The organism is Enterococcus sp. BWR-S5 (assembly GCF_016745255.1).
In the GTDB taxonomy this organism is placed as follows: domain Bacteria; phylum Bacillota; class Bacilli; order Lactobacillales; family Enterococcaceae; genus Enterococcus_L.
Map to the genome: position 1 here is coordinate 22,509 of NZ_JADOEQ010000013.1, position 24,564 is coordinate 47,072.

The following is a 24,564-nucleotide window of genomic DNA, read 5'->3' on the forward strand; positions in this document are numbered from 1 at the left end:
CCCGTCGACCTCAGGGATACAGACTCGCTATTTCCTGCATTCTTGCTTTTAAATGGTCAATCAATACCTGTGGTTCGATTACCTTCGCCTCTTTTCCTAAAAGAAGCAAATAAGTTGCTGTATACGGAATATCTCTTTGTGCAACCAATAACTCCAATGTTCCCCCACCCTTTTTGATTTGAAGTCCTTTGTATAAATACCTATTTTCCAGGCATTGCTTAACGCCTCTCTCAGTAAGCTCTACAACCATTTTCAATGGATTTTTAGGTATAAATTCTTTTTCTAGCTCGGCTAATGTCAATACTGTTTCAGAAGGCACCTCTAAAATACGCACCTGCTTTATGCGATCCACTCGATAATGTCTGGTCTCTTCATTTTCAGAATCAAAAGCAAAAAGATACCAAAAGCCGTTATTCGCATAAATTCCAATTGGTTCCAGACGCTTTGTTGACTGCCGCTTCGGTGACTGATAAACGATTTCTATATTAACCTTATCCATCGCAGCCCGCATCAACTCGCTCAAAAAAGGATTTTCAACCACCTGCTTAGGTGCTGATAATTGAAAGTGATCCTCCAAATGCAGCAGCTTATCCTTAAGTTTTCCTGGAACTACAGCCAAAAGCTTTTCTCCCGCTGTTACTGTATCCATTTGAAAAGGAAACGTATCAAAATTTTGCAAAGATTGAATCGCAAAATACAGCGCCGTAATTTCATCCTCCGTAAACAGTACCGGGGGCAAGACTTGATTCGCCAAAACAGTAAATCCGCCATTCCGACCTTTCTTGCTCTCTACATACAACCCCAAATCTGCCAAGTCTGTAATATAACGGTATACGCTTCTAACCGATAGACGGAAACGATCCGCCAGCTCTTGTGCAGTAAACTCTTTTTTGTTCTGAATATACCACATCATTTCATAGAGTACTTGTTCTTTTTTCACAACTTTTCCTCCGCTTCCACTTTATATGACAAATACTGTCATAATTAACTTATATACTACTAGAGTAAAGGAGGAATGACCATGCGTCAAATCAAAATCAAAGGAGCAAGAACTGGAAATCTAAAGAATATTGATGTCGAGATTACTAAACATCAGATTAACGTATTTGTAGGCGTCTCAGGCTCTGGAAAATCTTCACTTGTCTTCAACACTATCGCTGCTGAAGCACAGCGGCAAATGAACGAAACCTATCCCAGCTATGTGAGGAATCGGATGCCACACCTAATGATTCCCGAGGTCGATAGAATAGAAAATCTTTCTCCCGCAGTCATTGTCAACCAGAAGCCGTTGGGGGATAATCGACGTTCGACAGTCGGTACCGCAACAGATATTAACCCGACCTTACGTCTTCTGTTTTCCCGTTTTGGCACACCATTTGTTGGGTATTCCGATGTGTTTTCATTTAATAATCCTGCCGGAATGTGTCCAACATGCGAGGGATTGGGCAATATCTCAACCTTTCGTATCAATGAACTTTTGGATATGGACCAGTCATTAAATGAGGGGGCTATTCGTTTCGAAAGCTTTGAGCCTGGAACATATCGCTGGAAACGGTATGTCGATTCGGGATTATTCAATAATGATAAGAAAATCAAGAACTATACAAAAGAAGAGCTGGAGCTGCTGCTCTATTCACCGGAAATGAAGCCGCCGCATCCGCTTGAGGGCTGGTACAATTCTTCTGTCTACGAAGGAGTCATTCCACGTATTAAGAAAACCTTTATCCAAAGCTCCTCTAAGCTGGCAAAAAAATATCAGCCGGAGATACAACGCGTCACACAACAGGAGACATGCCCTGATTGCAACGGGTTCCGACTAAATGAAAAAACACTTTCCTGTAAAATCAATGGAAAGCATCTTGGGGATTGTTTGGCTATGCAGTTAGATGAGCTCAAGCTCTTTCTGGAACAACTGAAACCGAAAGAAACTCAGCAGGTTACAGAAAAAATTATTCAGCAGCTGGATTATTTTTGTCAGGTTGGTCTGGATTATTTAAGCTTATCTCGTGAAACCGGTACACTTTCCGGAGGAGAGTCACAACGAATTAAGCTAATCCGCTCGATTGGCAGCAGTCTTTCAGACATGCTCTACATTCTCGACGAACCAAGCACAGGACTGCACCCACAAGACATGGAAGCAATAGGTGGATTGATTCAAGCTATTAAGAAAAATGGAAATACACTTCTTCTGATTGACCATGATCCAGCAGTCATTCAGTTAGCAGATACAGTTTATGAACTGGGCCCCGGAGCAGGTCGCTATGGCGGTCAGCTTCTTGGCAGCACCGACTACTTAGAATGGGAAGCCAAGCAACAGCTGATTCCTCCATTGAATCGAAAGAAAAGAGGCCCAACGACTCAACATTTCATCGCAGAAAATATTTCTAAAAATAATGTCCAAAATATTTCGGTTAAACTCCCTCTTCACCGTCTCCTAGCAATAACAGGCGTTGCCGGTTCCGGGAAAAGCTCATTTGCAGAAGGATTACGTCAGAAATACGACAATCAAGTATTTTACGTCAATCAAAAACGAATTCGAACAAGCAGCCGCTCGACGATTGCATCCTATGTCGGTGTTCTGGATGATATCCGCAAGCTATTTGGACACGCCAACCAGGTAGCTGCCGGCTATTTCAGCTTCAACGGAAAAGGAGCTTGTCCAGTTTGCCGCGGAAAAGGATATATTGAAACTGAGCTTGCATTCCTTGAAGCAGTTCGAGCCGATTGCGAACAATGTGGCGGAAAAAAATTCAGACAAGAGTCATTGAGCTACTTTTATCACGAAAAGAACATCGCAGAGGTTCTTGAGCTGTCCGTGACAGAAAGTCTCTCTTTCTTCTCAGCAGAAAAGCGAATCAGCGATAAGCTTCATTGGCTGGACAAAATCGGCTTAGGCTACTTAACTCTCGGCCAGACTTTGGATACCTTGTCCGGTGGTGAACTGCAGCGCCTAAAGCTGGCCTGTAATCTCGATTGTCGAGAAAAAATTATTATTTTAGACGAACCAACCAGTGGATTGAGTCTCAAAGATACTCAATCCTTGATAAATGTCTTTGAAGAGTTATTGAACAATAACAACACGCTGTATGTCATTGAACACAACACAGCGTTAATCAAAGAAGCGGACTGGATGATTGAATTTGGTCCGGGATCAGGAAAAAACGGTGGAACAGTCCTCTTTGAAGGACCTCCTGAAGCAGCAGTTAACCATCCTGATTCTGTGACCGGCAGATTTCTAACTTGATCCTTCCTGCTGCCAAATAAATAGATGACCGCCTGCTTATGAGAAGCAGACGGTCATCTATTTGCATTTATTACGAATGCCAAATCAGGCTCATTTGTGTGAAAAATCCTGAAACGAAGTGTTGAACAGCACGTGTTCCTTTTAGCAGTGCCGGTAAGAAAATAATAGCCGCCATTGCCAGAAGTATAGATAAACCAAAATTAACAATCATAAAATGTTGCAAGCCAACAGCGGCTGCTCCTAAAACCAATAGTGGTGAGATAGCAAACATCGCCAGTGAGAACCATGCGCTGGCAATCAATACATAAACTGTAAACAACGCCCAAGAAGTAACTAATACATTAAAGATAACAACACCGATTTTTTTCATTTTTAACACATCTCCGATCGCTTTTTTTATTAGTATAGCACCCATCCTCTAAATCGATATCCAACGAGAAGCTGATTTTCTAATCCGACTTAAGTGCCATATTAGAAAAGTTGAATAAGTCGTTCAGCTCATGCGCGATATAGGAAAACGGACTAAGTGTAACGTTTTGTATCGAGAATCGCAGTAAAATGAGAACCGTAGATACATATTATAAATTTTGTATTATGTTCATCGAAGACAAGTTATCTTATTGTCGAAGAAGTTGCTCTGTGAAGCTAGACAAATAGAAAAGCTGAACAAGCTTTGACCGCTGCCAAGCACCTCCATTCTAAAGGTACCTAGCAGCGGCCTCAGCTCCACTACATCAACATCACATTCTCTATTTACTCTATAAGCGGTTCAATATGTGCTTTGATGAAATCAATTCGATCCTTCGCGTCCTGAACAAAGAGAGCTGTGCTGGCAACAACCAGTTGTTTCGCTTTATTTACGTAGATGATATTTCCACCATCCCCCATCGCTGCGTAACAATTTTCATCAATCAGCCACCATAAGTAACCATAAGCTAAATTCATTTCCTGCCAACAGCTGTGCTCTCTAGTACTTTCATCTATCCACTCACCTGACACAATCTGTTGTTCTTGCCAACTGCCGTTGTTCAGGTAAAGGGAACCAATTTTCGCCATGTCCATCGGAGCTAAGGTCAATCCCCAACCCGCAGCATTTATCCCTGTACGATCAGCCACCCATCCGCTGATAGTTGTCGCTTCATAGAAAGCAAACTGCTCCTCCTGACTTTGGAACACAATATCTGAGTCTACGCTGATTCCAAGCGGCGTAAAGAGATGCTTATCTGCAAAGGTTCGAACCGACTCTCCTGTCGCTTTAGTCAAAATACCTGATAAGATATCCGGACCAACAATTGGGCGATACTGAAAACTTCCTACTGAGTCTTGTCCACCTAGATAACTCAATGCAAAGGTCAACCAGCTCTCACTAGTAAAATACTCTACATAGGGCTCGACTTCATAACTGAACGGAGCAGTCATCGTTAATAGGTGACGAATCGTAATTTGCTGAATGGTTTTGTTTTCTTCAGACACTTCATACTCCGGGAAAAAATCCAACACCTTCTGATCCACACTTTCAATCGTGCCATTATCAATGGCGATGCCGATTAAAAGAGAAAGGATGCTTTTAGTGACTGAAAAAATATGAATGCGGCTCTCAGCGGTACAACCATTAAAATAGCCTTCATAAAGCGTCTGATTCCCTTTCAGTATCACCAGCCCCGCAGTATTACCATACTCTTGTTGTATTGCCTTTTCTAATGCTGTTTTTTTTGCTTGATCCATACGTTCTTCCTCCTTGTCTTCACGACAGACACATCACGAGAAAGGTTCGATTGGTACATAGATATCAACAATATGCTTCTTTTCAGGATGTTCATCCGGCTTATTTAGATACACTTCATATGGAAATGAGTTTCTAGGAAGATAGCCGCTTTGAGGCAGCCACTCTCCATAAAGATAATTCCATGCGTCTGTATATTCCTCATGACGGATTTCAAAATGTCCTACAGCATATCTCCCTGTCGGAATAGTCATGCATCCAATCTCGCTTTGTTCATCAATACGTACAGGTTCAGTGATGGAAACACAAAAACTGGTTCGCTGCTTCTCCTCCTCTGAAAAGTCAGGGTAAGTGTGGTAGGCAAACAATACTTTTACATCTTCATCGATTAAATTGCGATTCATTCCAAAAGTAAACAAATCGGTAATTGCTTTTTCAAACGACTCAGCATAATCATAAAGCTCATTGTAAGCACCAATTTTTCTTGAATACAGCACTGGAAAAGCCGCCATATCAAGAATCTCCACACCCGCTGTCACTGCATTGATTTGACTGTCTACTCTCTTAGTATAGAAAGGTTTAAAGGAAAAATCTTTGCAATTGTTGCTGTATTTTTGTCTAAATTCACTTGGCTTCACCCCATAGTGCTTCTTAAAAGCTCTTGAAAAGACAGCAGAATCACTGAAGTCAAACTGAAACACAATATCTGTTATCGATAAATCGGAACGAGCAATCAACATACTGGCAGCTTGCTCTAATCGGGTTCTGCTGACATACTCAAAAATCGATTCTCCTGTCATACTTTTGAATACTCGATGCAAATGATATTTAGAGAAGCCGGAGATATTTGCCAATTGCTCCGACGTATGCGCCTCTTCAATATGCTCCTCAATGTAATCCTGAAGCATGTGAATACGTTTAATATATTCTTGTTTATAGCTGCTCATAATGTCTCCCCCTTTTCTCTTCATCAACAACCCAAACTAGTCACAAACAACTGCCTTCATACCCATTTTAGGTTGCGATAAATCACTCTCTGTATAAATCGTAAAACGATTAAAAATGATTTTCAAGAGTTTTTTTAGCTCTCACAGATTTCACAGTATATTTATAGTAACTGAGATACTGTGATGTCCAAAGCTGCAAAAACAGAAGCAAGAACCTGACACGGTTCTTGCTTCTGTTCTTTTATCATTTCATTCTTGGGAATCAGCTATCAAGCTGCCAGCGGTTCATTTTCTTCCTATTTTTTCGTTGAGTCTCTCACTATCAGCTCTGGAAGAAAACGACGATACCCTTGGCTTTGCCCAGCTTCTTCAATTTTTCTAACAAGCATCTCACCACAAGCCTCACCCATTTTGATAATCGACTGCTTTGCCGTTGTCAATTTAGGCGAACTGACTTGATCCAGAAAAACACCATCAAAGCCAATGATGCCATACTCCTGAGGTATTTTACCACCGCAATTGGCAATTCCCCGCTCGATACCAATCGCCAGACGATCTGAGCTGCAAATAAAACAGGTATTTCCCGAAAACTCCTCCCAATAGGCTTCGATAAACAGCTGACTAAGTGTCGAACGATTATTGAAGCGTTCAATCCTTGGCTGTTTGCCATTGGCTTCCATGATTTTCAAGTAGCCAAGTTCTCGAGATTTTTCAAAGGACTCCTCCACATCGATGCCAATATAAATAATCGTTTCATAGCCGCAGGCAATCGCATAGTTCGTCGTCATTTCTGTTCCATATTGATTGTCACTGTCAACGAAATCAATGCCCTGATTATTCTCGCCAAATAAAACGACTGGTTTTTCCAAGCTGTTAATCCACTCGAAATCATGGGCTCGAAAACCTGTGATAATGTACCCATCGCAAGCGCCCGTATCAAAACCATCTTTGGTGACCAGCTGCAAGGAGTAGTGCTCCTTCCCTACGGCTCTGGCAATCCCCATCAGTAAGTTCATATAGTAGGGTTCTGTCGTATCAATTTCCTCCAAAATAAACAGCTTAATGATTTGTGAGCGATTGCGAACCAACGCCTTTGCTGCAATATTTGGATGATAATCAAGCTCCTTCATCGCTTGATAGACCAGCTCCTTCAGCTCATCCGTTACCTTTTCAGGATGATTGATGACTCGAGAAACGGTCATTTTGGAGACATTCGCCAGCTTAGCTACATCGGACAGGGTTGCCATTGCATTCACCTCTTCATGGTTTGATGAGTCTTTTTATACTGCCTTCATTATAACATGTGGAAGCGATTAGACACGAGCTACAAAGGCATCGTATGGTTGAAGAACCAAATTACCAACAGTCAATGGCAGTGACGGATTATTACTGATAATCAACTCTTTCACCTGATCCTTCAACGAGAATTCCTGTTCTTGCTCTGACATATTGACAGCAATCAGCCATTTTTCTCCTTGATACTGACGATAATAGGCAAAAACCGCTTCTTCCGTTTCGATTAGCTCATATTCTCCCCATACAATCAGCGGATGATCCTTCCGCAACTGAATTAGCTTTTGATACGTATAAAAAATTGAATCCGTATCTGCCAAAGCCTGCTTCACATTCACCTCGTGGTAATTATCATTAACCGGAAGCCACGGTGTTCCCGTCGTAAAACCGGCATGCTTAGAATCATCCCATTGCATAGGTGTTCTAGCATTGTCTCTCCCTTTTGTATTGATGGAGTGTAAAATCTCTTCTTCTGAAAAGCCAGCTGCCCGTCGTTCTCGATACATATTCACACTTTCAATATCTTCGACCTCATCAATTGATTTTACCGGACGATTGGTCATGCCTATTTCCTCTCCCTGATAGATATAGGGTGTTCCCTTCATCATGTGCAGAAGAATCGCAAACATCTTTCCACTTTGTTTACGATAAATCCGGTCATTTCCCCAACGAGAAATAATTCGCGGTAAATCGTGGTTGTTCCAAAACAAGCTATTCCAACCCTGATTTCCCAAGGAGGTCTGCCATTTCGTCAAAACCTCTTTCAATTGGCGAATGGATAGCGGCTGGAGGTCCCACTTCTCTTTACCCTCTTGCTGATCCAGCGTTACATGTTCAAACTGGAATACCATGGAAAGCTCATGGCGTGCAGGGTCTGAATACATTTTAGCGATTTCCGGTGTTGCACCCCAGGTTTCCCCCACAGTCATCACATCATAATTACCAAAGCTCGCTTGATTCATTTCTTGCAAGTATTCATGGAGCATCGGACCGTTCGCAGTCAATTCCTTATCCGGCTGCTTGCCGATTAAATCAATCACATCCATCCGAAAACCGCCAATCCCTTTTTCAAGCCAGAAATTCATCATGTCATAGACTTCTTTTCTGACCTGAGGATTCTCCCAGTTTAAATCAGGCTGCCGTTTACTAAAAAGATGAAGATAATATTGTCCACTTGCTTCGTCCAGCTGCCAAGCACTGCCGCTAAAAATGGAGCGCAGCTTATTCGGCTCTTCTCCGGCAACAGGGTCGCGCCAAATATAATACTCTCGATACGGATTTTCCTTCGAAGACGCAGACTCAATGAACCAACGATGTTCGTCTGACGTATGATTGACTACCAAATCCATAATGATTCGAATATTCACAGCTGCTGCCTTTTCAATCAATTCCTCCATATCAGCCATCGTTCCGAACTCATCCATAATATCCTGATAATCACTGATGTCATAACCATTATCGTCATTTGGTGATTTATAGACTGGTGAAAGCCAGATCGCTGTAATCCCCAGTTTGCTTAAATAATCAATTCTTGAGATAATCCCCCGCAAATCACCGACTCCGTCACCATTGCTGTCCTGAAAGCTTCGCGGATAAATTTGGTAAACAACCGCCTGCTGCCACCACTTTCCCTGTTGTTCTTCCTGTCGAAGTGTTTCCTGTTTCATTATCATATCACCTGCTATCTATAGTTTTCCAACAAGCTTCCTCTGTTTATTTCACTTGTACTCTGTAGGTTCGCGCTTCAAAAGGTGCCAATCGGCCCACACCCGTTAATGGTTCCTGTGGTTGGTCATAGTTACTTATTATTAATTCCCACGCCTTACCTTTTTCACTGATTGACGAAGGCAGCTGGTAATCTGCAGACTGGTCAGAAAGATTAACAAGAATGAAAAATTGCTCTTCTTTCGTTGTTCGAAGGTACGCATAGATTTGTTCGTGGTCTGAAATCAACTCCGTAAAACCCCCATAAATCAACGTCTCGTTTTCCTTACGCAGCTGAATCAGTTGCCGATAGAAATGGAGAACGGACTGAGGGTCTTGGAGTTGACTTTCTACATTAATTTCCTTCGTATTTGGGTTAACAGTCAGCCAAGGCTGTGTTTCCGAAAATCCACCATATTCTGAATCGGTCCACTGCATCGGGGTTCTTGCGTTGTCTCTAGTTGTCCGACTGATGGTTTCCAATGCTGTTTGTTCATCAATTCCCTGAGCAAGCATGTCTTGGTAAATATGCTTTGAATCCAACGCATCAATTTCATTGATTGATGCGAATTTCATATTGGTCATCCCAATTTCCTGTCCTTGGTAGATAAATGGGGTTCCCTGAAGGAAAAGATACATCATCGCTAACCCTTTTGCTGAGATAACTCTATACTCTTCGTTGTCGCTGCCAAAAACCGAAACAGATCGAGGAACATCATGATTCTCCATATAAAGAGCATTCCAGCCCTTGCCATCTAAAGCATACTGCCAACGAGACAGCGCCTGTTTAAAGGAACGGATAGGAACCTGTTCTTCCTCTTTCTTCCATAAACCAATATGCTCAAACTCAAAAATCATATCGAAATAGCCATCGTCTCCGGCCCACTCCTCGGCCTCCTCCGCGCTGACACCACTCGCTTCCCCTACGGTCATAATATCGTAGCGATCAAAAGTCTGCTTCAGCTCTTTGAGATACTCACCAATACCTGAGATATTTTGATATCTGGCGGCAACGTTCTTTGCATCTATCGGCAGATGAAAAGCATCCTTTTTAATATGCGAAATAGCATCGATACGAAAGCCATCAATTCCTTTATCTAGCCACCAGCTAATCATTCGAAACACATCCTGCTTCAGCGACTCATTTTCCCAATTAAGATCAGGTTGTTCCTTCGCAAAAGCATGGAAATAATACTGGTTCGTTTCTTCATCGAATTCCCATACCGAGCCACCAAATATTGCCACCCAGTCAGACGGCGGCTCTCCATTGACACTATCATGCCAAATGTAATAATCTCGATATGGATTTTCTTTGCTTTTCCGAGCTTCTACAAACCATTCATGCTGGTCTGAGGTATGGTTAATCACCAAATCCATGATGACCTTGAGTCCGACTTGATGGGCTTCATCCAACAAACAATCAAAATCTGCCATTGTTCCAAACTCCGACAATACTTCCTGATAATTACTGATGTCATAGCCATTATCTACGTTAGGAGATTCGTAAACCGGATTAATCCAGATAAAATCGATTCCCAGTTCTTTGAGGTAAGGCAGCTTCTCTCGAATACCGTTTAAATCGCCAATCCCATCATTATTGCTGTCTTTGAAGCTTCTAGGATAAATCTGATACCCAACCGCTTCTTTCCACCATTTCTTTTCCATAGTCCCTCCTTTTGATACAGCTCCTATTTTTCTGATTCCTTCAAAGGAACGGTCAACAGCTCTGATAATTTTTCGACCTTTCCATACACCAACAGTTCTAACGCTTCTCCTTCAAGAAGCTCAATTGAGACTTGCTCTTGGTTCGTCTTCACTGAAATTAACCGGCCTTGATAATTGATTGTAAAGGAATAGCCTTCCCACATATCAGGTAAAAACGGTGTAAAGCTCAATTGCCCTTGATACGTTCTCATCCCTGCAAAGCCTTGAACAATTGCCAGCCAGCTGCCGCTCATTGACGTAATATGCAGACCGTCATCTGTATCATTATTATAATTATCAAGATCCAACCGTGCTGTTCGTTTATATAGCTCAACCGCTTTCTCTTCCTGACCAAGCTCAGCTGCTAAAATAGCATGGACACATGGAGACAAAGAGGATTCGTGAACAGTCAACGGTTCATAGAAGTCAAAATTGCGCTTCTTCTCTTCCGAAGAGAATTGACTACCAAAGAAATAGATTCCCTGTAGTACATCTGCCTGCTTAATGTAGCAGCTGCGCAAAATATGATCCCATGACCAGTTTTGATTCAACGGTCGATCCTCCGCTTTCAAGGCAGCCGCAGGTAACAGCTCCTTATCAAGGAATGTATCATGCTGAACAAAGATATCCAGCTCTTCATCATATGGAAAATACATATTGTTGACGATATCCAGCCATTTTTCTTTTTCAACTGCGGTAACGTTCAACTCTGCTTTTGCTGCGCTCTCAGCCTGTTCATAATTGTCCAACGCATATTTCAGACACCACACAGCAAGATAATTGGTGTACCAGTTGTTATTGACATTGTTTTCATATTCGTTGGGACCGGTCACGCCATGAATCATATATTGCTGATTTCTGAGTGAGTAATGGACACGATCCGCCCAAAAACGAGCAACCTCTACAACTACTTTGATGCCATCGGTCAATAGATATGTTCTATCACCAGTATACTCGGTATATTCAGCAATCGCATGGATTATTGCACCATTCCGATGAATTTCCTCGAAGGTAATTTCCCATTCGTTATGGCACTCAACACCGGTAAAGGTAACCATCGGATAAAGTGCGCCCTTCAGTCCTTGTCGCTGGGCATTAATCTTCGCACCAGCCAGTTGCTTATAGCGATATTCCAACAGCTTTCGAGTGACTTCAGAATCTGCAACAGATAGATACATTGGCACGATATACGCCTCTGTATCCCAATAGGTGGCACCGCCATATTTTTCTCCGGTAAAGCCTTTCGGACCTACATTTAATCGCTCATCCTCGCCGTAATAGGTAGAGAAGAGCTGAAAGAGGTTATAGCGAATACCTTGCTGTGCTTCATCATCTCCCTGAATCACTACATCCGCTTTTTGCCAGCGAAGCTGCCAGGCAGCTGTTTGTTTTGCAAAATGTTCGTCAAATCCTTCTGAACTGTTTTGCTGCAAAAGATGGCTAGCTGCATCAACTTGCTTTTCATCAGAAACATCTCTGCTTGTCACAACCGCAACTGTTTTCTCCAACACAAGCTTCTGGTTTGGAAGCCCCTCCCAACTGAATGAGTCACCCGTCATAAGCGCTTCATTTAACGATTCACCGGACAACCCCAGATTATTGTCATTTCTCATCATCGCCGTTACGGTGAAGCGAGGAGTACCAAAATTGTTTGGAACCGTCTGCATGGTCAGGTAGCTGGTATCGCCTTTATGCTCACGAGCCTTTTCTTCCCAGAACATCTCTTCATAGTTGCTGTCTTCATTATGAACATTCCCATTCAGCTTAGAAATCAGTTGAAGGGCAGGCGTGCCTGCTATAACTTCAGCTGAAACTCGAACAAAGCCCAACTCCTTCTCAACAATGCTGACAAATCGTTCAAAGGTAAATCTGATTTGTGTCGCTCCGTCTTCATAGATAAAACTTCTAGTCAACAGCCCGTTGCGCATATCCAGGCTTACGTGAAACTCCTTGACCTCTACTTGAGCTAAATCAAGTGGTTTGCCATTAACAAAAATATCCATGGCGATGAAATTTACGGCATTAATGACCTTGCCGAAATAATCAGGGTAACCATTTTTCCACCAGCCAACTCTTGTTTTATCCGGGTACCACACACCGGCAAGGTAGACTCCTTGATGGGAATCTCCACTATAGGTTTCTTCGAACATTCCCCGCATCCCCATATAGCCATTACCAATAGAGGTCAGGCTTTCCATTAAGCGTTTGTTTTCTCGATCCAAATGACTGGTCGTGATTTTCCATGGATCGATGTCAAATAATCGTTTATGCATGTCAATCCTCCAACTGTTGCGGGACGCTATTTCACTGCGCCGTCGGCAACTCCTTTAATTATTTGTTTCTGCATGACAAAGTAGAAGATGATAACCGGCAGAACCGCGATTACCAAACCAGCCAATGCTAAGTGCCATTGTTTTGTATATTGACCAAAGAAGAAGAACATCTTCAATGGGATTGTTTGTGTTGACGGTGAATTGATTACCAATGATGGAAGTAAATAGTCATTCCAAATCCACATCGTATTCAGCACCACTACAGTGACTGTAGTTGGCTTCAGCATTGGGAAAATCACCTTCCAAAATACTTGAAAACGATTGGCGCCATCAATAATCGCTGCCTCATCCAATGCTTTAGGAATACTTTTCAACGCACCATGATAAAGGAAAATTGACATACTTGCACCGAAGCCCAAATACATGAAAATAATCCCCGCCTGGTTCAGCATTTGCGCTTTACCAAATAATGAAATCAAAGGAATCATAACAGACTGGAAAGGAACCAGCATCGCAGCGACAAAGACCATAAAGATAAAGGTACTTAGCTTTGTCTGCATGCGTTCTAGCGCGTAGGCACATAGAGAAGAGAAAATCACGATGACAACTACACTGACAACAGTGATGAGCAATGAATTGAATAAGGTTTTCAAAAAGTCCAATTGTGTGAACGCTTCAGGATAGTTATCCCAAGTAAAGGATTCCGGGATTCCCAGCGGATTGGTAAAAATCTCCTGTTTCGTTTTAACTGAGTTGCTAATCATTAAATAAAATGGAACCAGCCAAACTAGCCCCAAAGCAAAGCCGAGGGCGGCACGCATTAGCTGACTGCCTGCTTTTTGTTTCTGCATTAGACTTCAACCTCTTTTCTTTTCGTCAAGTAAACCTGTGCCAATGATATAACAGCTACGATGATAAAGAAAATTACCGCTTTCGACTGCGCATACCCCATCTTGTTTTCGACAAATGCACTGTTATAGATATTCATTGCAACCATCTGCGTTGAATTGTATGGACCGCCATTTGTCAAAGATAGATTCTGATCGTATAACTTGAAGCTGTTTGACAGAGTCATGAACAGGCTGACTGTAAAACCGGGCATAATCAGTGGGAACTTCACGTGCCAAAACTTTTGCCAAGCTGTTGCGCCATCTAAATCCGCAGCTTCTAATAACGCATCATCCACATTTTGCAAATAAGAGATATAAATAACCATGATGTACCCGGACATCTGCCAGCACATCACAATAACCAAGGCCCAAAAACCAGTCTGAGTCGTAGACAGCCAAGTCTTCAATGACTCATTCCCAATAGCATCCCCAATTGCCCCAAAAGCATTAATAAAGATAAACTGCCAGATAAATCCAAGAATCAAACCACCGATTAGATTCGGCATGAAGAATACTGTTCTTAGGATATTTGCTCCTTTGAACTTGCTGGTTACCAGCATCGCCAAGCCTAAACCAATCACATTAATTAATAAAATAGATATAACTGCAAACTTTATAGTAAATCCAATAGCTGACCAAAAACCACTATCTGAAAGTAATGCCTGATAATTTGCAAGACCGATAAATTCGCCCTTTGCAACGGCATCCCAGTTAGTAAATGAGTAATAAACACCATATAAAAATGGAATGACCACTACAATCGTCAATGCCAGTACTACAGGTGCTGCAAATAAATAAAACCATGTTTTCTTTTGATGCTTCATTTTCTGTCCCCTCCTATGTAACAAGGTCGGAAAGATGACTTCTGTTCCAGACCCTTTTCATACTTAACGTTAAGCTTGTGACATTTACCTACCCACTCTACAAAGCGGAGCAAACACGCTATAGCCGCTTTCTTTTTAGAAATAAATGGAACAAATCCCCAAAATAGCATTACATATTTTGGGGATTGTCCGTCATACTTCTTATAGGTACAGCATCTTCATTTCAGCGATTATGTCTTCCACAGAAAAGCCTTACCGCAACCTATGATGTCCCTTCTAAAAGCTACATCTTGAAACTTATTTTCTTTCAGCAGCCCATTTATCCTGCGCTGTCTTCAGCACTTCTTCCCAAGTTGCTTCACCGGCAACATATTTCTGAATTTGTGCGCCTAATGTTTGTTCTCCCCAGCCGGAAGGGTAGCCCATAAACACCCAGCCAGTTGTTTTGCCTTCAGTGTAATACGTGTAGACATCCTTAGACAATGGATCAGAGATTTTGTCTGTATCATAGCCTTCATATGCCGGTACAAATTTGAAATCTTCTAAAACAATTTGCTTACCTTCATCTGTCGTATATAGATAATCCAAGAAGTCTTTCGCAGCTTGTACTTCTTCATCAGAGCCGTTCGGATTCACACCCCAATACATTGGTACGCCTACCGGAATCGTCCCTTCTGTTACACCATCGATTGGAATCGGCAGCAATCCGATATTTTCAGTCGCCAATTCTTTATCAATTTCTTCAATTGTTGTATAAACCCAGTTTCCTTGTTGTGTCATTGCTACTTTTCCATTAGAGAATAATTGCTCAACTTGTTGTGAGTAGTCCAAGCTGTTTGTTGGTTGAACAGAGTATTTGTTGGAAATATCAATATATTTCTTAAATTGATCGCCATATTTGAACTCTACTGTATCTGATTCAAAAGCCTTCATCACATCATTATCAAACTCAGCATTTAAAAAGGCGTTCGAGCCTTGCAGTCCAGTTATCCATTGTTCTTTTGCGGCTAAGGCAAATGGTGCATCAATCCCAAGCTCGTCTTTCTTTCCGTCCAACGTTTTTGCAGCTGCTTCCAAATCATCTAAGGTTGTAATACTTTCTGCATCAATTCCTGCTTCCTTGAAAATTTCTTTATTGTAAAGAACGCCATAGCCTTCAATGTTATATGGCAAGCCCAAAACCTTACCGTCCTTCGTTGCCCCTGCCAACGTTCCTTCCAATGCTTGCTTCGCAGACCCTGTATCACTTAAATCTGCCAGGCTGTCAATCCACATATCTACATCTTCCGGACCGCCAATGTTATAAATATCAGGTTCATTTCCAGATGAGAACTTAGATTTCAAAGCCGCACCGTAATCAGAACCGCCACCTACAGTTTCTACATTGATTTTTACATCCGGATGCTCTTCTTCATATTTTTTTGCCAACTCCTCGAACTGATCCTTGAATTCTACTTTAAATTGAAAAATATCGACCGTTGTCTTTCCATCAGACGATCCGCCATTTGAACCACCTGCTGAATCTGATGCATTGCCGCATGCTGCTAAGCCAAGAGCAACACCTGATGCCAGTAAACCTAAACCAATTTTTTTCCAGTTTCTTTTATTCATTTTAGTTCCCCCAGAGTTATTTTTTTGACATCCTCATTGTGCAATCGATTGCGTTATTTTGCAAGCGTTTTTATGATGTTACCGATAACAGGATTCCAAAGAATATAATCTAGTAATATTACAAGTAAAGATAACCTTACTATTCAATTTGAGAATCTTCAAGATAGAAAATAGAATTCCATTCATTACGCAATCGAATGCATTAATATTTAGCAGGCCACTTACGCCCATTCTTAATCAGCAAATTAATCAGAAATAAGTGCAAAACAACAGCCTTACCGAATTCGGCAAGGCTGTTGTTTTCTTACTTATTCCGCTCCCCTGATACGTTCAATGACCGGTTCTCTATTAACTAACGAAGTAGTGACTGCGGTTAAGACCAACTGAATAACAACGACAATTACTACCAATAGAATTACCTGTATAACGGGATAATAATATTCTCTTATTTGCATCAAGCGATTCGCTGCCGCAAATGAATAGACCATATAGCCAAGCAGACTGCCAAACACAACCGATGTTCCGGTAATGCCGAAAGCATAAAATAGACCTTCTGACTGAAGCATTCGCTTCATCTGCTTATTGGACATTCCAATCGCCTGCATGACGCCAAGTTCTTTCTTACGAGTAAGAATACTATCGATGGTTGTATTAATCAGATTCATGATTCCAACAACGCCCAGAATAGCCATGATTCCATAGCCCGCACCATTAATCAACAGCATGATTGACTCCCATTGAGTCACGGCCTCTTGGTAAGTCTCCAGTTCAATTACCTCATTCTCGGAAACGATTTCCGACAGAGCTGTTTTCACCTTCGATTCCTGTTTCGGCTGCACTTTGATATCATAATAGTTGGTTAGATTATTATCTGACATTCCTTGAATACTGTTATTCGAACTGATAAAGGTGCTGTAATTACTCTGCGCCTGAGTAAATTCGCCAATGGCTGCGATTTTTAATTTTTTAGTATGGCTGCTTTCGCCATCAAAAATCGTCGTTTCCAACACATCACCAATTTCCGCTTCTGGATAATTGTTGGCAAAAATATCACTGGCGATAACAGCTTCTCCACTCGTTAGCTCTTCATAAGTGATACTGCCTTCCTTTATGTTTGATTGCAACTTCTTAAACTGCTCTTCATCAACACCAGTTATAGAAACACCTAATGCCTCTCCGGTATAAGAATCTGTCAATGCAGGTATCTCGCCATTTATCATCAAATGAGCTTCTATCGCTTCCACTCCCGGAATCGCAGCAATCCGTTCCTTCATTGCTTCATCAAGCGGATTGTTCTGCTGCATCATCTTCCATTCACGCTCAGGATTCATCTTATCTCCACTCCAGTGTTCAAGGGAAAGTCTAAAATCTTCGGCAATCGAATCTCTAGCAATTTGACTTGGCTGCATACAATTGAAAACTGTAGAAACGACCACAAATAGAATACCTATCGTTCCTAACGAGAAAATCGTCATCAATGTCCGCTTCTTATTTCTGGAAAGTGTTGCACCAGCAAGTTTTTCCAAGGTAATATCAATGAAACCTTGACGTTGCGTCTGCTTGCTTGCAGATTGTCCTGTGTATCGCATCGCTTCGATTGGCAGAATTTTCCCAGCCTGCCGCATTGGCTTCAACGAAGAAACAAGAACTGTTACCAAGCTAACGGCAATCGTCAAAGCAACAATCCACGGAAGAATCAACTGAACTTCACCATTTTCCAAGGTTTCCTTCATCACCTTCAAAGAGACAGTCCCATCCATAAAGGACAACATAATTCTATTGAAAAAGAGTGTTGTGCTGATTATCCCAATAAGCAACCCGATTGGAATTGCGGCTCCTGCAACAATCAAGTTCTCTCGTAGGACCGCTTGACGAATCTGTCTTTTCGTTGCACCCAGCGCTTTCAGCTTACCGAACTCCTGCACTTTATTAATCAAAGAGACATAATAAATACTATAAATGGTTAATGCACCGGCAATTACAATGATAACGACCAATACAGCCATTCCGCTCAAAAAGCTTGGATCAACATAATTGGCAAACAGGTACTCGCTGTTCACAACAACATCATCGTCTTGCACACCAAAGGAACGACCAATCTCTTCGCACATTTCCTCAATTGCATCTGTCGAGGTTGACATATTCTCTGACAAACGAACCATGACACGATAGTTGCGCTCAGCTTCGGGAATTATTGCCTGCATGACTTCCGTAGAAACCAGCATTGAGAAAACACCCTTTTTACTGCCTTCTTCACTATCAGGAAGGATACCGACTAGCTTAAATACGCCCTCTTTTTCCAAGCTCAGCCCGTCAGCTTCGTTACTTTGATAAGCGAGACTGATTTCATCCCCTACCTCGACTTGAGAATAGCCCCATCTGCGTAATGTTTCTTTAGTCATCGCAACTTCATTACCTGCTTTTGGCGCTGCTCCCTCTACAAACTCAGCCTTATTCAGCTCCTGAGCCGTTTCATCCATATACATGATATAGAACTCAGACTCACCGATGCTGCTTTGACCGATATCCTGTCGCAATCCGGCTTTCTCGATTGCCGCATGCTGAAACAGCTCGTTCTTCTTTTCTTCCGAGATATTTCGGTACATCGCATGCCAAGTAGGATAGGTTTTGTTCACCACATGATTCTGTACATTTACTACACCAATACCGATTGTTATTACCAGAAAAATCAACACCGTTGTTAAAACAACCGCAATTGCAGAGAGCAGATTTTTCCCTTTATGATACTTCGCATTTGCCCAGGCAAGTGAATTAATTGTCTTCATTTAACTCACCCGCCCGTCTTCAATCCGAATCACTCGATCCGCCATCTGGGCAATCGCTTCGTCATGGGTAATCATAATTAAGGTCTGCCCAAAGCTCTCAACAGAATGCTTCAGCAATGACATAACCTCCAGCTCTGTCTTGGTGTCAAGATTTCCTGTAGGCTCATCTGCCAATATAATAGCCGGACGAGCAGCAATTGCTCGAGCAATCGCTACACGCTGCTGCTGACCACCGGATAACATACTTGGAAGTGCCTTTTTCTTTTCCAAGATATCTATTTTCTTCAAAAGGTCGTCAACAAATTCGACATCTACCTTTCGATTATCCAAGCCAAGCGGAAGCACAACATTTTCCCAAACATTCAGTGACGGAATCAAATTATAGCTTTGAAAAATAAAGCCGATTTTTTGGCGACGGAATTTTGCCAACGCCTCATCCTTCATTTCAAACACATTTTTTCCATCAATATATATTTCACCTGAGTCAGGGCGATCCAAACCGCCAATTAAGTTCAGTAAGGTACTCTTCCCAGAGCCGGATTTACCAATGATTGCGACAAACTCCCCTTTTTTTACTTCCAAGCTTGTATGGTCTACAGCTTTGACAACTGTACCGCCATCGCTATAGTGCTTTACCAGATTATTGATTTTCAATACCATTTGTTTATTCCCTCTTTTCTTTTTCTAAACTCAGTGTACAGAAGGAATCTTTCATTTTCTTGTCAACGAACATAACAAGTTTGTAAGAAAATAACAATCTGCCTTTCTATTCTCGAAAATTCACCTCGCCAGCTGTTTTAAACCTGCCGCTTACGATTTAATTACGGTAGTGTTTATATTCAATGCTAATGGAATGGTCAGCTGAAAGTTGGCTCCTTGCGGCTGGCAATCCTTCATCATAATGATTCCGCCTTGTTCCTCAATGATTTTACGCGCTAAATATAGCCCAACACCTGAGCCTTCGTTTTCAAGAACAGTAGCGTTCTTTCCACGGTAGAAGCGGCGATAGATTAAGTTCACCTCTTCTTTGGGAATCCCCGGCCCCTCATCCATCACTTCGATCAGAGCATAGCTTGGAAGAATTGTTCCCCTCACTGTAACAGCTGTTCTTTTCGGTGAATACTTTATCGCATTTTCCAAAATATTACTGACAGCTTCAGTTGTCCACTTTCTATCAGCAATAATCAAATGATCCGCTTCTATATCTACCTCTATTTCAATGTCTTTGTTCAAGGCTTTCATGATTAAACTACTGACAACCTGAGTTACCAGCTCTTTCAGAGAAAAGGCAGTTGGCTCTATACTGATTAACTCTGCTTCAAGCTGAGAAAGCTTAGCCATTGAATCCAGCATTAAATCCAGCTTATCAATTTGATTGCTTCCCTGCATAAAAAACTGTTGCCTTTCTTCTATCGAAAAGCTGTCGGAACCAGCAATTTCTAGGCTCATTTTCAACGAGGCAATTGGTGTTTTCAGCTGATGCGTAATGTCTGTAATTACAGCTTTGACATTCTCTTCTTCAGACTTTCTCCGTTCAAGAAGAACTGCATTCCGTCGCTTTTCCTCTTCAAATCGTTCGGATAGTAACAGTAAATTTGATTCAAGCGTTTTTTGTTGTTTTCGACTGATCCACCAGATGACTAAAAGCAGCAGACCACTGATGGAAAGGATAAGTACCATCCGAAATAGAAAGCGTTGCAAATTCTGCTGTTGGCGGGTGTCCTGAAAAGAGTACCCATATTTGTCTTCCAGACGTTCACCTTCAGCTACTTTGCTTTCATCCAACGCGGATTCAAAACCCGCAACAACTGTCGCTTCATCCAGCATATCAGCTTGCGCAAAACTGCCTAAAGCCTGTCGGTTATCTATGAGGGTTCGCCTAGCCAAGTCCTGATAGTTCAGAAACAATGCTCCTGTGATTACTGCTATGATTAACAGAAAAAGCACTGTTAGAGCTTTTGAACCTCGCTGACCCATATGTAGCCAACTCCTCTCACTGTTTTGATTTTCTCTTTGCCGATTTTTTGTCTCAAACGGCTGATATTTACAGATACCGTATTACTGTCCACATACTCTCCTTTATTATCCCAAATCTTTTCAAGAAGCTGTTCCTGCGTCAAAATTTGCTTGGGATTTTCCATAAAATATGCAAGCATCTGTATTTCTGTTTTACTTAATTGCGCCAACTCATTTTCAATAAACACCTTCATCTCAGAAATATTCAAACGGATATTGTCTGAGGAAAACACCTTTGATTTACCATCCGGAAGGCGTTTAATCAACGCGTTTACTTTAGAAATTAACACCATCAGACTGAACGGCTTCGTTACATAGTCATCCGCTCCATGCTCATAACCCGAAACGATATCGTATTCTTGATTATACGAGGTCAGCATAATGATGATAACTCTCGACTTTTGCCGAATCTCTTTACAGAAATCCAAACCATTGCCATCCGGCAGCGATATATCACTGATAACCAAATTGATTTCTTCAGAACCAAACATCTTTTCCGCTTCTCTAATCGTTTTACAGGAGAACACTTCGTATCCTTCTTTCACCAGACACAACGTAATCCCTTGGTTCAAATTCGCATCATCTTCTAACAATAAAATCTTTTTCATACATGACTCCCCTAAATGTCGTTTTATTACATCCGTTATCTAATAATATAGCAAATAACCACTGACTACGCAGTAGCTATTTTCAGAAGTATTTAAATTGTCTTACTTAGCCAGTTCTTTAGGTTTTCTGGCAGCTCCAGTTAAAAATACATGTTCTCACTTTTTACAGCTATTCTATAGATGAGAATGAAACAAAGTTTCTTTAAATTTAGCTGAAGAGGCTTGTATTATGAAGAAAAAAGGAGTTAAATAAGTGAGGAGTTTCAAGCATTTATTCAAGAGTTTTACATGCGCATACTGTACAAGCAAGGAGACCTAATTAATGGAGCATATATTGCCAAATTCTGTCCTGCAAATGAGTACGATTTTCCTTTCTATCGTCATCGAGGCTTTTCCTTTTGTTTTATTAGGCTGCCTCATTTCCGGTGCCATTCACGTTTTTTTAACGCCAGAGCGAGTGATTCGGCTCCTACCAAAAAACAAGGTGCTGTCTATCTTCCTTGGTAGTATCTTAGGTTTTTTCTTTCCGTCCTGTGAATGCGGAATCGTGCCGATTGTTCATCAATTTTTAAAGAAAGGTGTTCCAGCATACACCGCCTTTGCTTTCATGCTTACGGCACCGATTATCAACCCTATTGTGCTATTTTCGACCTATATCGCCTTTAGCAATTCTCTGCAATTTGTGTTTTGGCGCGTAGGCGGTAGCTTTCTGATTGCCTTTGCTGTTGGATTCTGGCTTGCCTTCATCAATAAAGAAGAGATTCTATTAGCAACTATTGATTCTGACGTCTCGATTGAGAAAGAAGCTTGTTCAACACAGCCATTACATGCACCTAAAGCTTCTTTCCTTTCGAAATCTAAAGAAGTCCTAACACATGGCATCGATGAATTCTTTGATACAGGCCGCTACCTGATTATTGGTGCCTTATTGGCAGCTGCTATGCAAACCTACTTACCTACAGCAGCAATTCTCCAGCTGGGACAAACAAAGCTTTTGGCGATTGCCGTTATGATTCTGATGGCATTTGTTCTCTCCCTTTGTTCAGAAGCCGATGCCTTCATTGGCTCCTCTCTACTAAGCCTGTTTGGTACAGGTCCGGTTGTAGGCTTTCTCGTCTTTGGACCAATGGTGGATATCAAGAATCTACTAATGATGAAACGTTATTTCAAAGGGGCATTTATGCTTAAGTTCGTCGGTCTGATTACACTTTTAGCGGCCGCCTACGCCTATCTTATTTAAGGAGGGAAACGTATGATTCGCTTTATTATCTTTGCCGGATATGGCTTATTGATGATGTCTTTACAAATTTCCGGAAAGCTTAACCAATATATCAATATCCATTACCGTTATCTTGCCCTGTTATCGATGGCATTATCCTTGATTCTGGCAGTTTTTCAATTGGTTCTCTGGACAAAAAATGATAAAGAGAATCACAGCAGCCATGAACACCATGATGACCATCATCACAAACAGAAGCCTTTGCAGCAATTATGGGCTTACCTGCTGCTTTCGCTTCCTCTGATTGTCGGTTTTGCCTTCCCAACCGTCAGCTTGGATACAACGATTGTCGAGGCAAAGGGATTTCAATTTCCTCTAAGCAAGGAGTCCACAGGCGATCCCGATATCCAGACACAATACTTGAAGCCAGACACCAGCATTTTCTTTGAAAAATCTGATTATGACCGGCAAATGCAAGAATTGATGGCTGAATATGAAAATAAAGAGGTCATTTCAATCACTGATGACAATTATTTAGAGGTGATGGAGCTGATTTATAATTACCCCAGTGATTTTTTAGGAAAAACGGTGTCATTCCAAGGCTTTGTTTTCCACTCAAAAGACGATACTGTCGAAAATAGTTTTGTTTTTCGTTTTGGTATCATCCATTGTGTCGCTGATGCCGGTGTTTTCGGTTTACTTACTCACCTGCCAGAAGGTACAACATTGGATAATAATGATTGGGTTAAGTTGGAGGGAACAATCACAACAGATTACTATCATCCATTTAAACGAACGCTGCCAATCATGACTGTTAATACTGTTAAAAAAATTGAACCACCGGAAAATGAATATGTCTATCGGACATTTTAAAAACAAAAAACTAGTTAGAACATATTGAATAAGAGTGGACGGCCGTTGGCTCCCACTCTTTTCTCTACTCTCAAACCAAATGAACAGGTCCTAAGACGCTATATTACTACGAACTCTTCCATCTCTAACCAATGAATTGCTAAGAATTGAAGGGCTCGGTCCTCAAGATAAAACATTTCTATTCCAGTAATTACTCGTCGCAAGGAGAGGCTTTGCACGACCTGATATCGGAAAGCTTTCTAACCAATCTTTCCATCTCCTTATTCCCCACTATCCTTCATACGAATATAAGTAACTGGTTTAGATAATCCATCAGTCTTAGGATGCTTCACTACGTTTACACCGGAATGATAAGTCAGCTGATTTTCATTTAGAAAATAAAAGAAATAGCGATTGTTTTCATTTAACGAAAGGCAATCCATCTTATCTCTTTCAAGCGAATCTATCACCATCACATAGCTACTTCCCTCCGAGTCTCCATCAGAAAAGCTTGTCACAATGAGCTTATCCTCCCCTTGCTTTACAACCTCTAAATATTGTTGCCATTCTTCCCCATCAGATGCCCATTTTCCAAGATAGCGATCCAGCGAAGCCATATCTACTGACACATCAGATTCCTCAGTACCGCTAATTTCATGTCCGCTTTTCTGTTCAATATATGAGCAACCAGTCAAAATCAACACAAATCCAACACAGATTCCCAACACACTTCGTTTCATTTTAGAACTCCCTTAGCCTTATTATTTCTACAATACTATTATAGTATAGTGTGCATCCTTCTTTTTCAATCCCTTCAGATACAGTACTTTAACAGCCAGGAAACAATAGAACAAATCCAAAGAGTTTTGC

19 protein-coding genes are annotated in these 24,564 nt (G+C 41.5%); 3 read left to right on the plus strand and 16 right to left on the minus strand.

Annotated features, from left to right (window positions below; translation table 11 throughout):
* Positions 1–10: 10 nt before the first annotated feature.
* Complete coding sequence (locus IW510_RS14495) at positions 11–940, minus strand: helix-turn-helix transcriptional regulator (RefSeq protein ID WP_202060836.1); 930 nt, start codon at positions 938–940, stop codon at positions 11–13.
* Positions 941–1,021: 81 nt separating this feature from the next.
* On the opposite strand from IW510_RS14495, the gene IW510_RS14500 reads away from it, so the two are divergent.
* Positions 1,022–3,244 (plus strand): ATP-binding cassette domain-containing protein, encoded by a 2,223-nt coding sequence (locus tag IW510_RS14500; protein WP_202060837.1) that lies wholly within the window; start codon positions 1,022–1,024, stop codon positions 3,242–3,244.
* Between the two features lie 70 nt (positions 3,245–3,314).
* Here IW510_RS14500 and IW510_RS14505 read toward each other — a convergent pair whose 3' ends face one another.
* From IW510_RS14505 to IW510_RS14570, 14 genes are all read right to left on the minus strand, one after another.
* Positions 3,315–3,614 carry a hypothetical protein gene (locus IW510_RS14505; protein ID WP_202060839.1) on the minus strand — a complete coding sequence of 100 codons (300 nt, stop codon included), beginning with the start codon at positions 3,612–3,614 and terminating at the stop codon, positions 3,315–3,317.
* Positions 3,615–3,997: 383 nt separating this feature from the next.
* The gene (locus IW510_RS14510; protein ID WP_202060841.1) at positions 3,998–4,969 is read right to left on the minus strand and encodes a serine hydrolase domain-containing protein; all 972 of its coding nucleotides are present in this window, start codon (positions 4,967–4,969) and stop codon (positions 3,998–4,000) included.
* A 33-nt stretch (positions 4,970–5,002) separates the two neighbouring features.
* Complete coding sequence (locus IW510_RS14515; RefSeq protein WP_202060843.1) at positions 5,003–5,914, minus strand: AraC family transcriptional regulator; 912 nt, start codon at positions 5,912–5,914, stop codon at positions 5,003–5,005.
* Between the two features lie 296 nt (positions 5,915–6,210).
* Positions 6,211–7,161, minus strand: a complete 951-nt coding sequence (locus IW510_RS14520) for a LacI family DNA-binding transcriptional regulator (RefSeq protein ID WP_202060846.1) — start codon at positions 7,159–7,161, stop codon at positions 6,211–6,213.
* A 66-nt stretch (positions 7,162–7,227) separates the two neighbouring features.
* Entirely contained in the window at positions 7,228–8,874 is a 1,647-nt protein-coding gene (locus IW510_RS14525; protein ID WP_202060848.1) for a glycoside hydrolase family 13 protein, read from the minus strand.
* Positions 8,875–8,920: 46 nt separating this feature from the next.
* Complete coding sequence (locus IW510_RS14530) at positions 8,921–10,576, minus strand: glycoside hydrolase family 13 protein (protein WP_202060850.1); 1,656 nt, start codon at positions 10,574–10,576, stop codon at positions 8,921–8,923.
* Positions 10,577–10,599: 23 nt separating this feature from the next.
* On the minus strand, positions 10,600–12,894 hold the full coding sequence (locus IW510_RS14535; protein ID WP_330932661.1) for a glycoside hydrolase family 65 protein: 2,295 nt from the start codon (positions 12,892–12,894) through the stop codon (positions 10,600–10,602).
* Positions 12,895–12,914: 20 nt separating this feature from the next.
* Positions 12,915–13,739, minus strand: coding sequence for a carbohydrate ABC transporter permease (locus IW510_RS14540; protein WP_202060854.1), 825 nt, complete (start codon positions 13,737–13,739; stop codon positions 12,915–12,917).
* A complete protein-coding gene (locus IW510_RS14545) occupies positions 13,739–14,602 on the minus strand; it encodes a carbohydrate ABC transporter permease (RefSeq protein ID WP_202060856.1) in 864 nt (287 codons plus the stop codon). Before IW510_RS14545 ends, IW510_RS14540 begins: the two co-directional genes overlap by 1 nt.
* Before the next feature lie 297 nt (positions 14,603–14,899).
* A complete protein-coding gene (locus tag IW510_RS14550; RefSeq protein ID WP_202060858.1) occupies positions 14,900–16,213 on the minus strand; it encodes an ABC transporter substrate-binding protein in 1,314 nt (437 codons plus the stop codon).
* A 308-nt stretch (positions 16,214–16,521) separates the two neighbouring features.
* The gene (locus IW510_RS14555) at positions 16,522–18,999 is read right to left on the minus strand and encodes an ABC transporter permease (protein WP_202060860.1); all 2,478 of its coding nucleotides are present in this window, start codon (positions 18,997–18,999) and stop codon (positions 16,522–16,524) included.
* Entirely contained in the window at positions 19,000–19,659 is a 660-nt protein-coding gene (locus IW510_RS14560) for an ABC transporter ATP-binding protein (protein ID WP_202060862.1), read from the minus strand.
* 150 nt (positions 19,660–19,809) lie between these two features.
* Positions 19,810–20,976, minus strand: coding sequence for a sensor histidine kinase (locus IW510_RS14565; protein ID WP_202060864.1), 1,167 nt, complete (start codon positions 20,974–20,976; stop codon positions 19,810–19,812).
* The gene (locus IW510_RS14570) at positions 20,949–21,623 is read right to left on the minus strand and encodes a response regulator transcription factor (protein WP_202060866.1); all 675 of its coding nucleotides are present in this window, start codon (positions 21,621–21,623) and stop codon (positions 20,949–20,951) included. Before IW510_RS14570 ends, IW510_RS14565 begins: the two co-directional genes overlap by 28 nt.
* A 322-nt stretch (positions 21,624–21,945) precedes the next feature.
* On the opposite strand from IW510_RS14570, the gene IW510_RS14575 reads away from it, so the two are divergent.
* Together IW510_RS14575 and IW510_RS14580 are read left to right on the plus strand one after the other, a co-directional pair.
* A complete protein-coding gene (locus IW510_RS14575) occupies positions 21,946–22,863 on the plus strand; it encodes a permease (RefSeq protein ID WP_202060868.1) in 918 nt (305 codons plus the stop codon).
* 12 nt (positions 22,864–22,875) lie between these two features.
* Positions 22,876–23,715 (plus strand): TIGR03943 family putative permease subunit, encoded by an 840-nt coding sequence (locus IW510_RS14580; RefSeq protein ID WP_202060870.1) that lies wholly within the window; start codon positions 22,876–22,878, stop codon positions 23,713–23,715.
* Between the two features lie 260 nt (positions 23,716–23,975).
* Here the strand turns inward: IW510_RS14580 and IW510_RS14585 are convergent, their stop codons facing one another.
* On the minus strand, positions 23,976–24,434 hold the full coding sequence (locus tag IW510_RS14585) for a hypothetical protein (RefSeq protein WP_202060872.1): 459 nt from the start codon (positions 24,432–24,434) through the stop codon (positions 23,976–23,978).
* Between the last annotated feature and the right edge of the window lie 130 nt (positions 24,435–24,564).

Bases quoted from the DNA above. Each gene is read 5' to 3' on its own strand.
- IW510_RS14510 (WP_202060841.1), bottom strand. From the start codon at position 4,969: ATGGATCAAGCAAAAAAAACAGCATTAGAAAAGGCAATACAACAAGAG.
- IW510_RS14585 (WP_202060872.1), bottom strand. From the start codon at position 24,434: ATGAAACGAAGTGTGTTGGGAATCTGTGTTGGATTTGTGTTGATTTTG.
- IW510_RS14560 (WP_202060862.1), bottom strand. From the start codon at position 19,659: ATGGTATTGAAAATCAATAATCTGGTAAAGCACTATAGCGATGGCGGT.
- IW510_RS14530 (WP_202060850.1), bottom strand. From the start codon at position 10,576: ATGGAAAAGAAATGGTGGAAAGAAGCGGTTGGGTATCAGATTTATCCT.
- IW510_RS14525 (WP_202060848.1), bottom strand. From the start codon at position 8,874: ATGAAACAGGAAACACTTCGACAGGAAGAACAACAGGGAAAGTGGTGG.
- IW510_RS14520 (WP_202060846.1), bottom strand. From the start codon at position 7,161: ATGGCAACCCTGTCCGATGTAGCTAAGCTGGCGAATGTCTCCAAAATG.
- IW510_RS14515 (WP_202060843.1), bottom strand. From the start codon at position 5,914: ATGAGCAGCTATAAACAAGAATATATTAAACGTATTCACATGCTTCAG.
- IW510_RS14555 (WP_202060860.1), bottom strand. From the start codon at position 18,999: ATGAAGACAATTAATTCACTTGCCTGGGCAAATGCGAAGTATCATAAA.
- IW510_RS14545 (WP_202060856.1), bottom strand. From the start codon at position 14,602: ATGAAGCATCAAAAGAAAACATGGTTTTATTTATTTGCAGCACCTGTA.
- IW510_RS14565 (WP_202060864.1), bottom strand. From the start codon at position 20,976: ATGGGTCAGCGAGGTTCAAAAGCTCTAACAGTGCTTTTTCTGTTAATC.
- IW510_RS14550 (WP_202060858.1), bottom strand. From the start codon at position 16,213: ATGAATAAAAGAAACTGGAAAAAAATTGGTTTAGGTTTACTGGCATCA.
- IW510_RS14540 (WP_202060854.1), bottom strand. From the start codon at position 13,739: ATGCAGAAACAAAAAGCAGGCAGTCAGCTAATGCGTGCCGCCCTCGGC.
- IW510_RS14570 (WP_202060866.1), bottom strand. From the start codon at position 21,623: ATGAAAAAGATTTTATTGTTAGAAGATGATGCGAATTTGAACCAAGGG.
- IW510_RS14580 (WP_202060870.1), top strand. From the start codon at position 22,876: ATGATTCGCTTTATTATCTTTGCCGGATATGGCTTATTGATGATGTCT.
- IW510_RS14500 (WP_202060837.1), top strand. From the start codon at position 1,022: ATGCGTCAAATCAAAATCAAAGGAGCAAGAACTGGAAATCTAAAGAAT.
- IW510_RS14575 (WP_202060868.1), top strand. From the start codon at position 21,946: ATGGAGCATATATTGCCAAATTCTGTCCTGCAAATGAGTACGATTTTC.
- IW510_RS14505 (WP_202060839.1), bottom strand. From the start codon at position 3,614: ATGAAAAAAATCGGTGTTGTTATCTTTAATGTATTAGTTACTTCTTGG.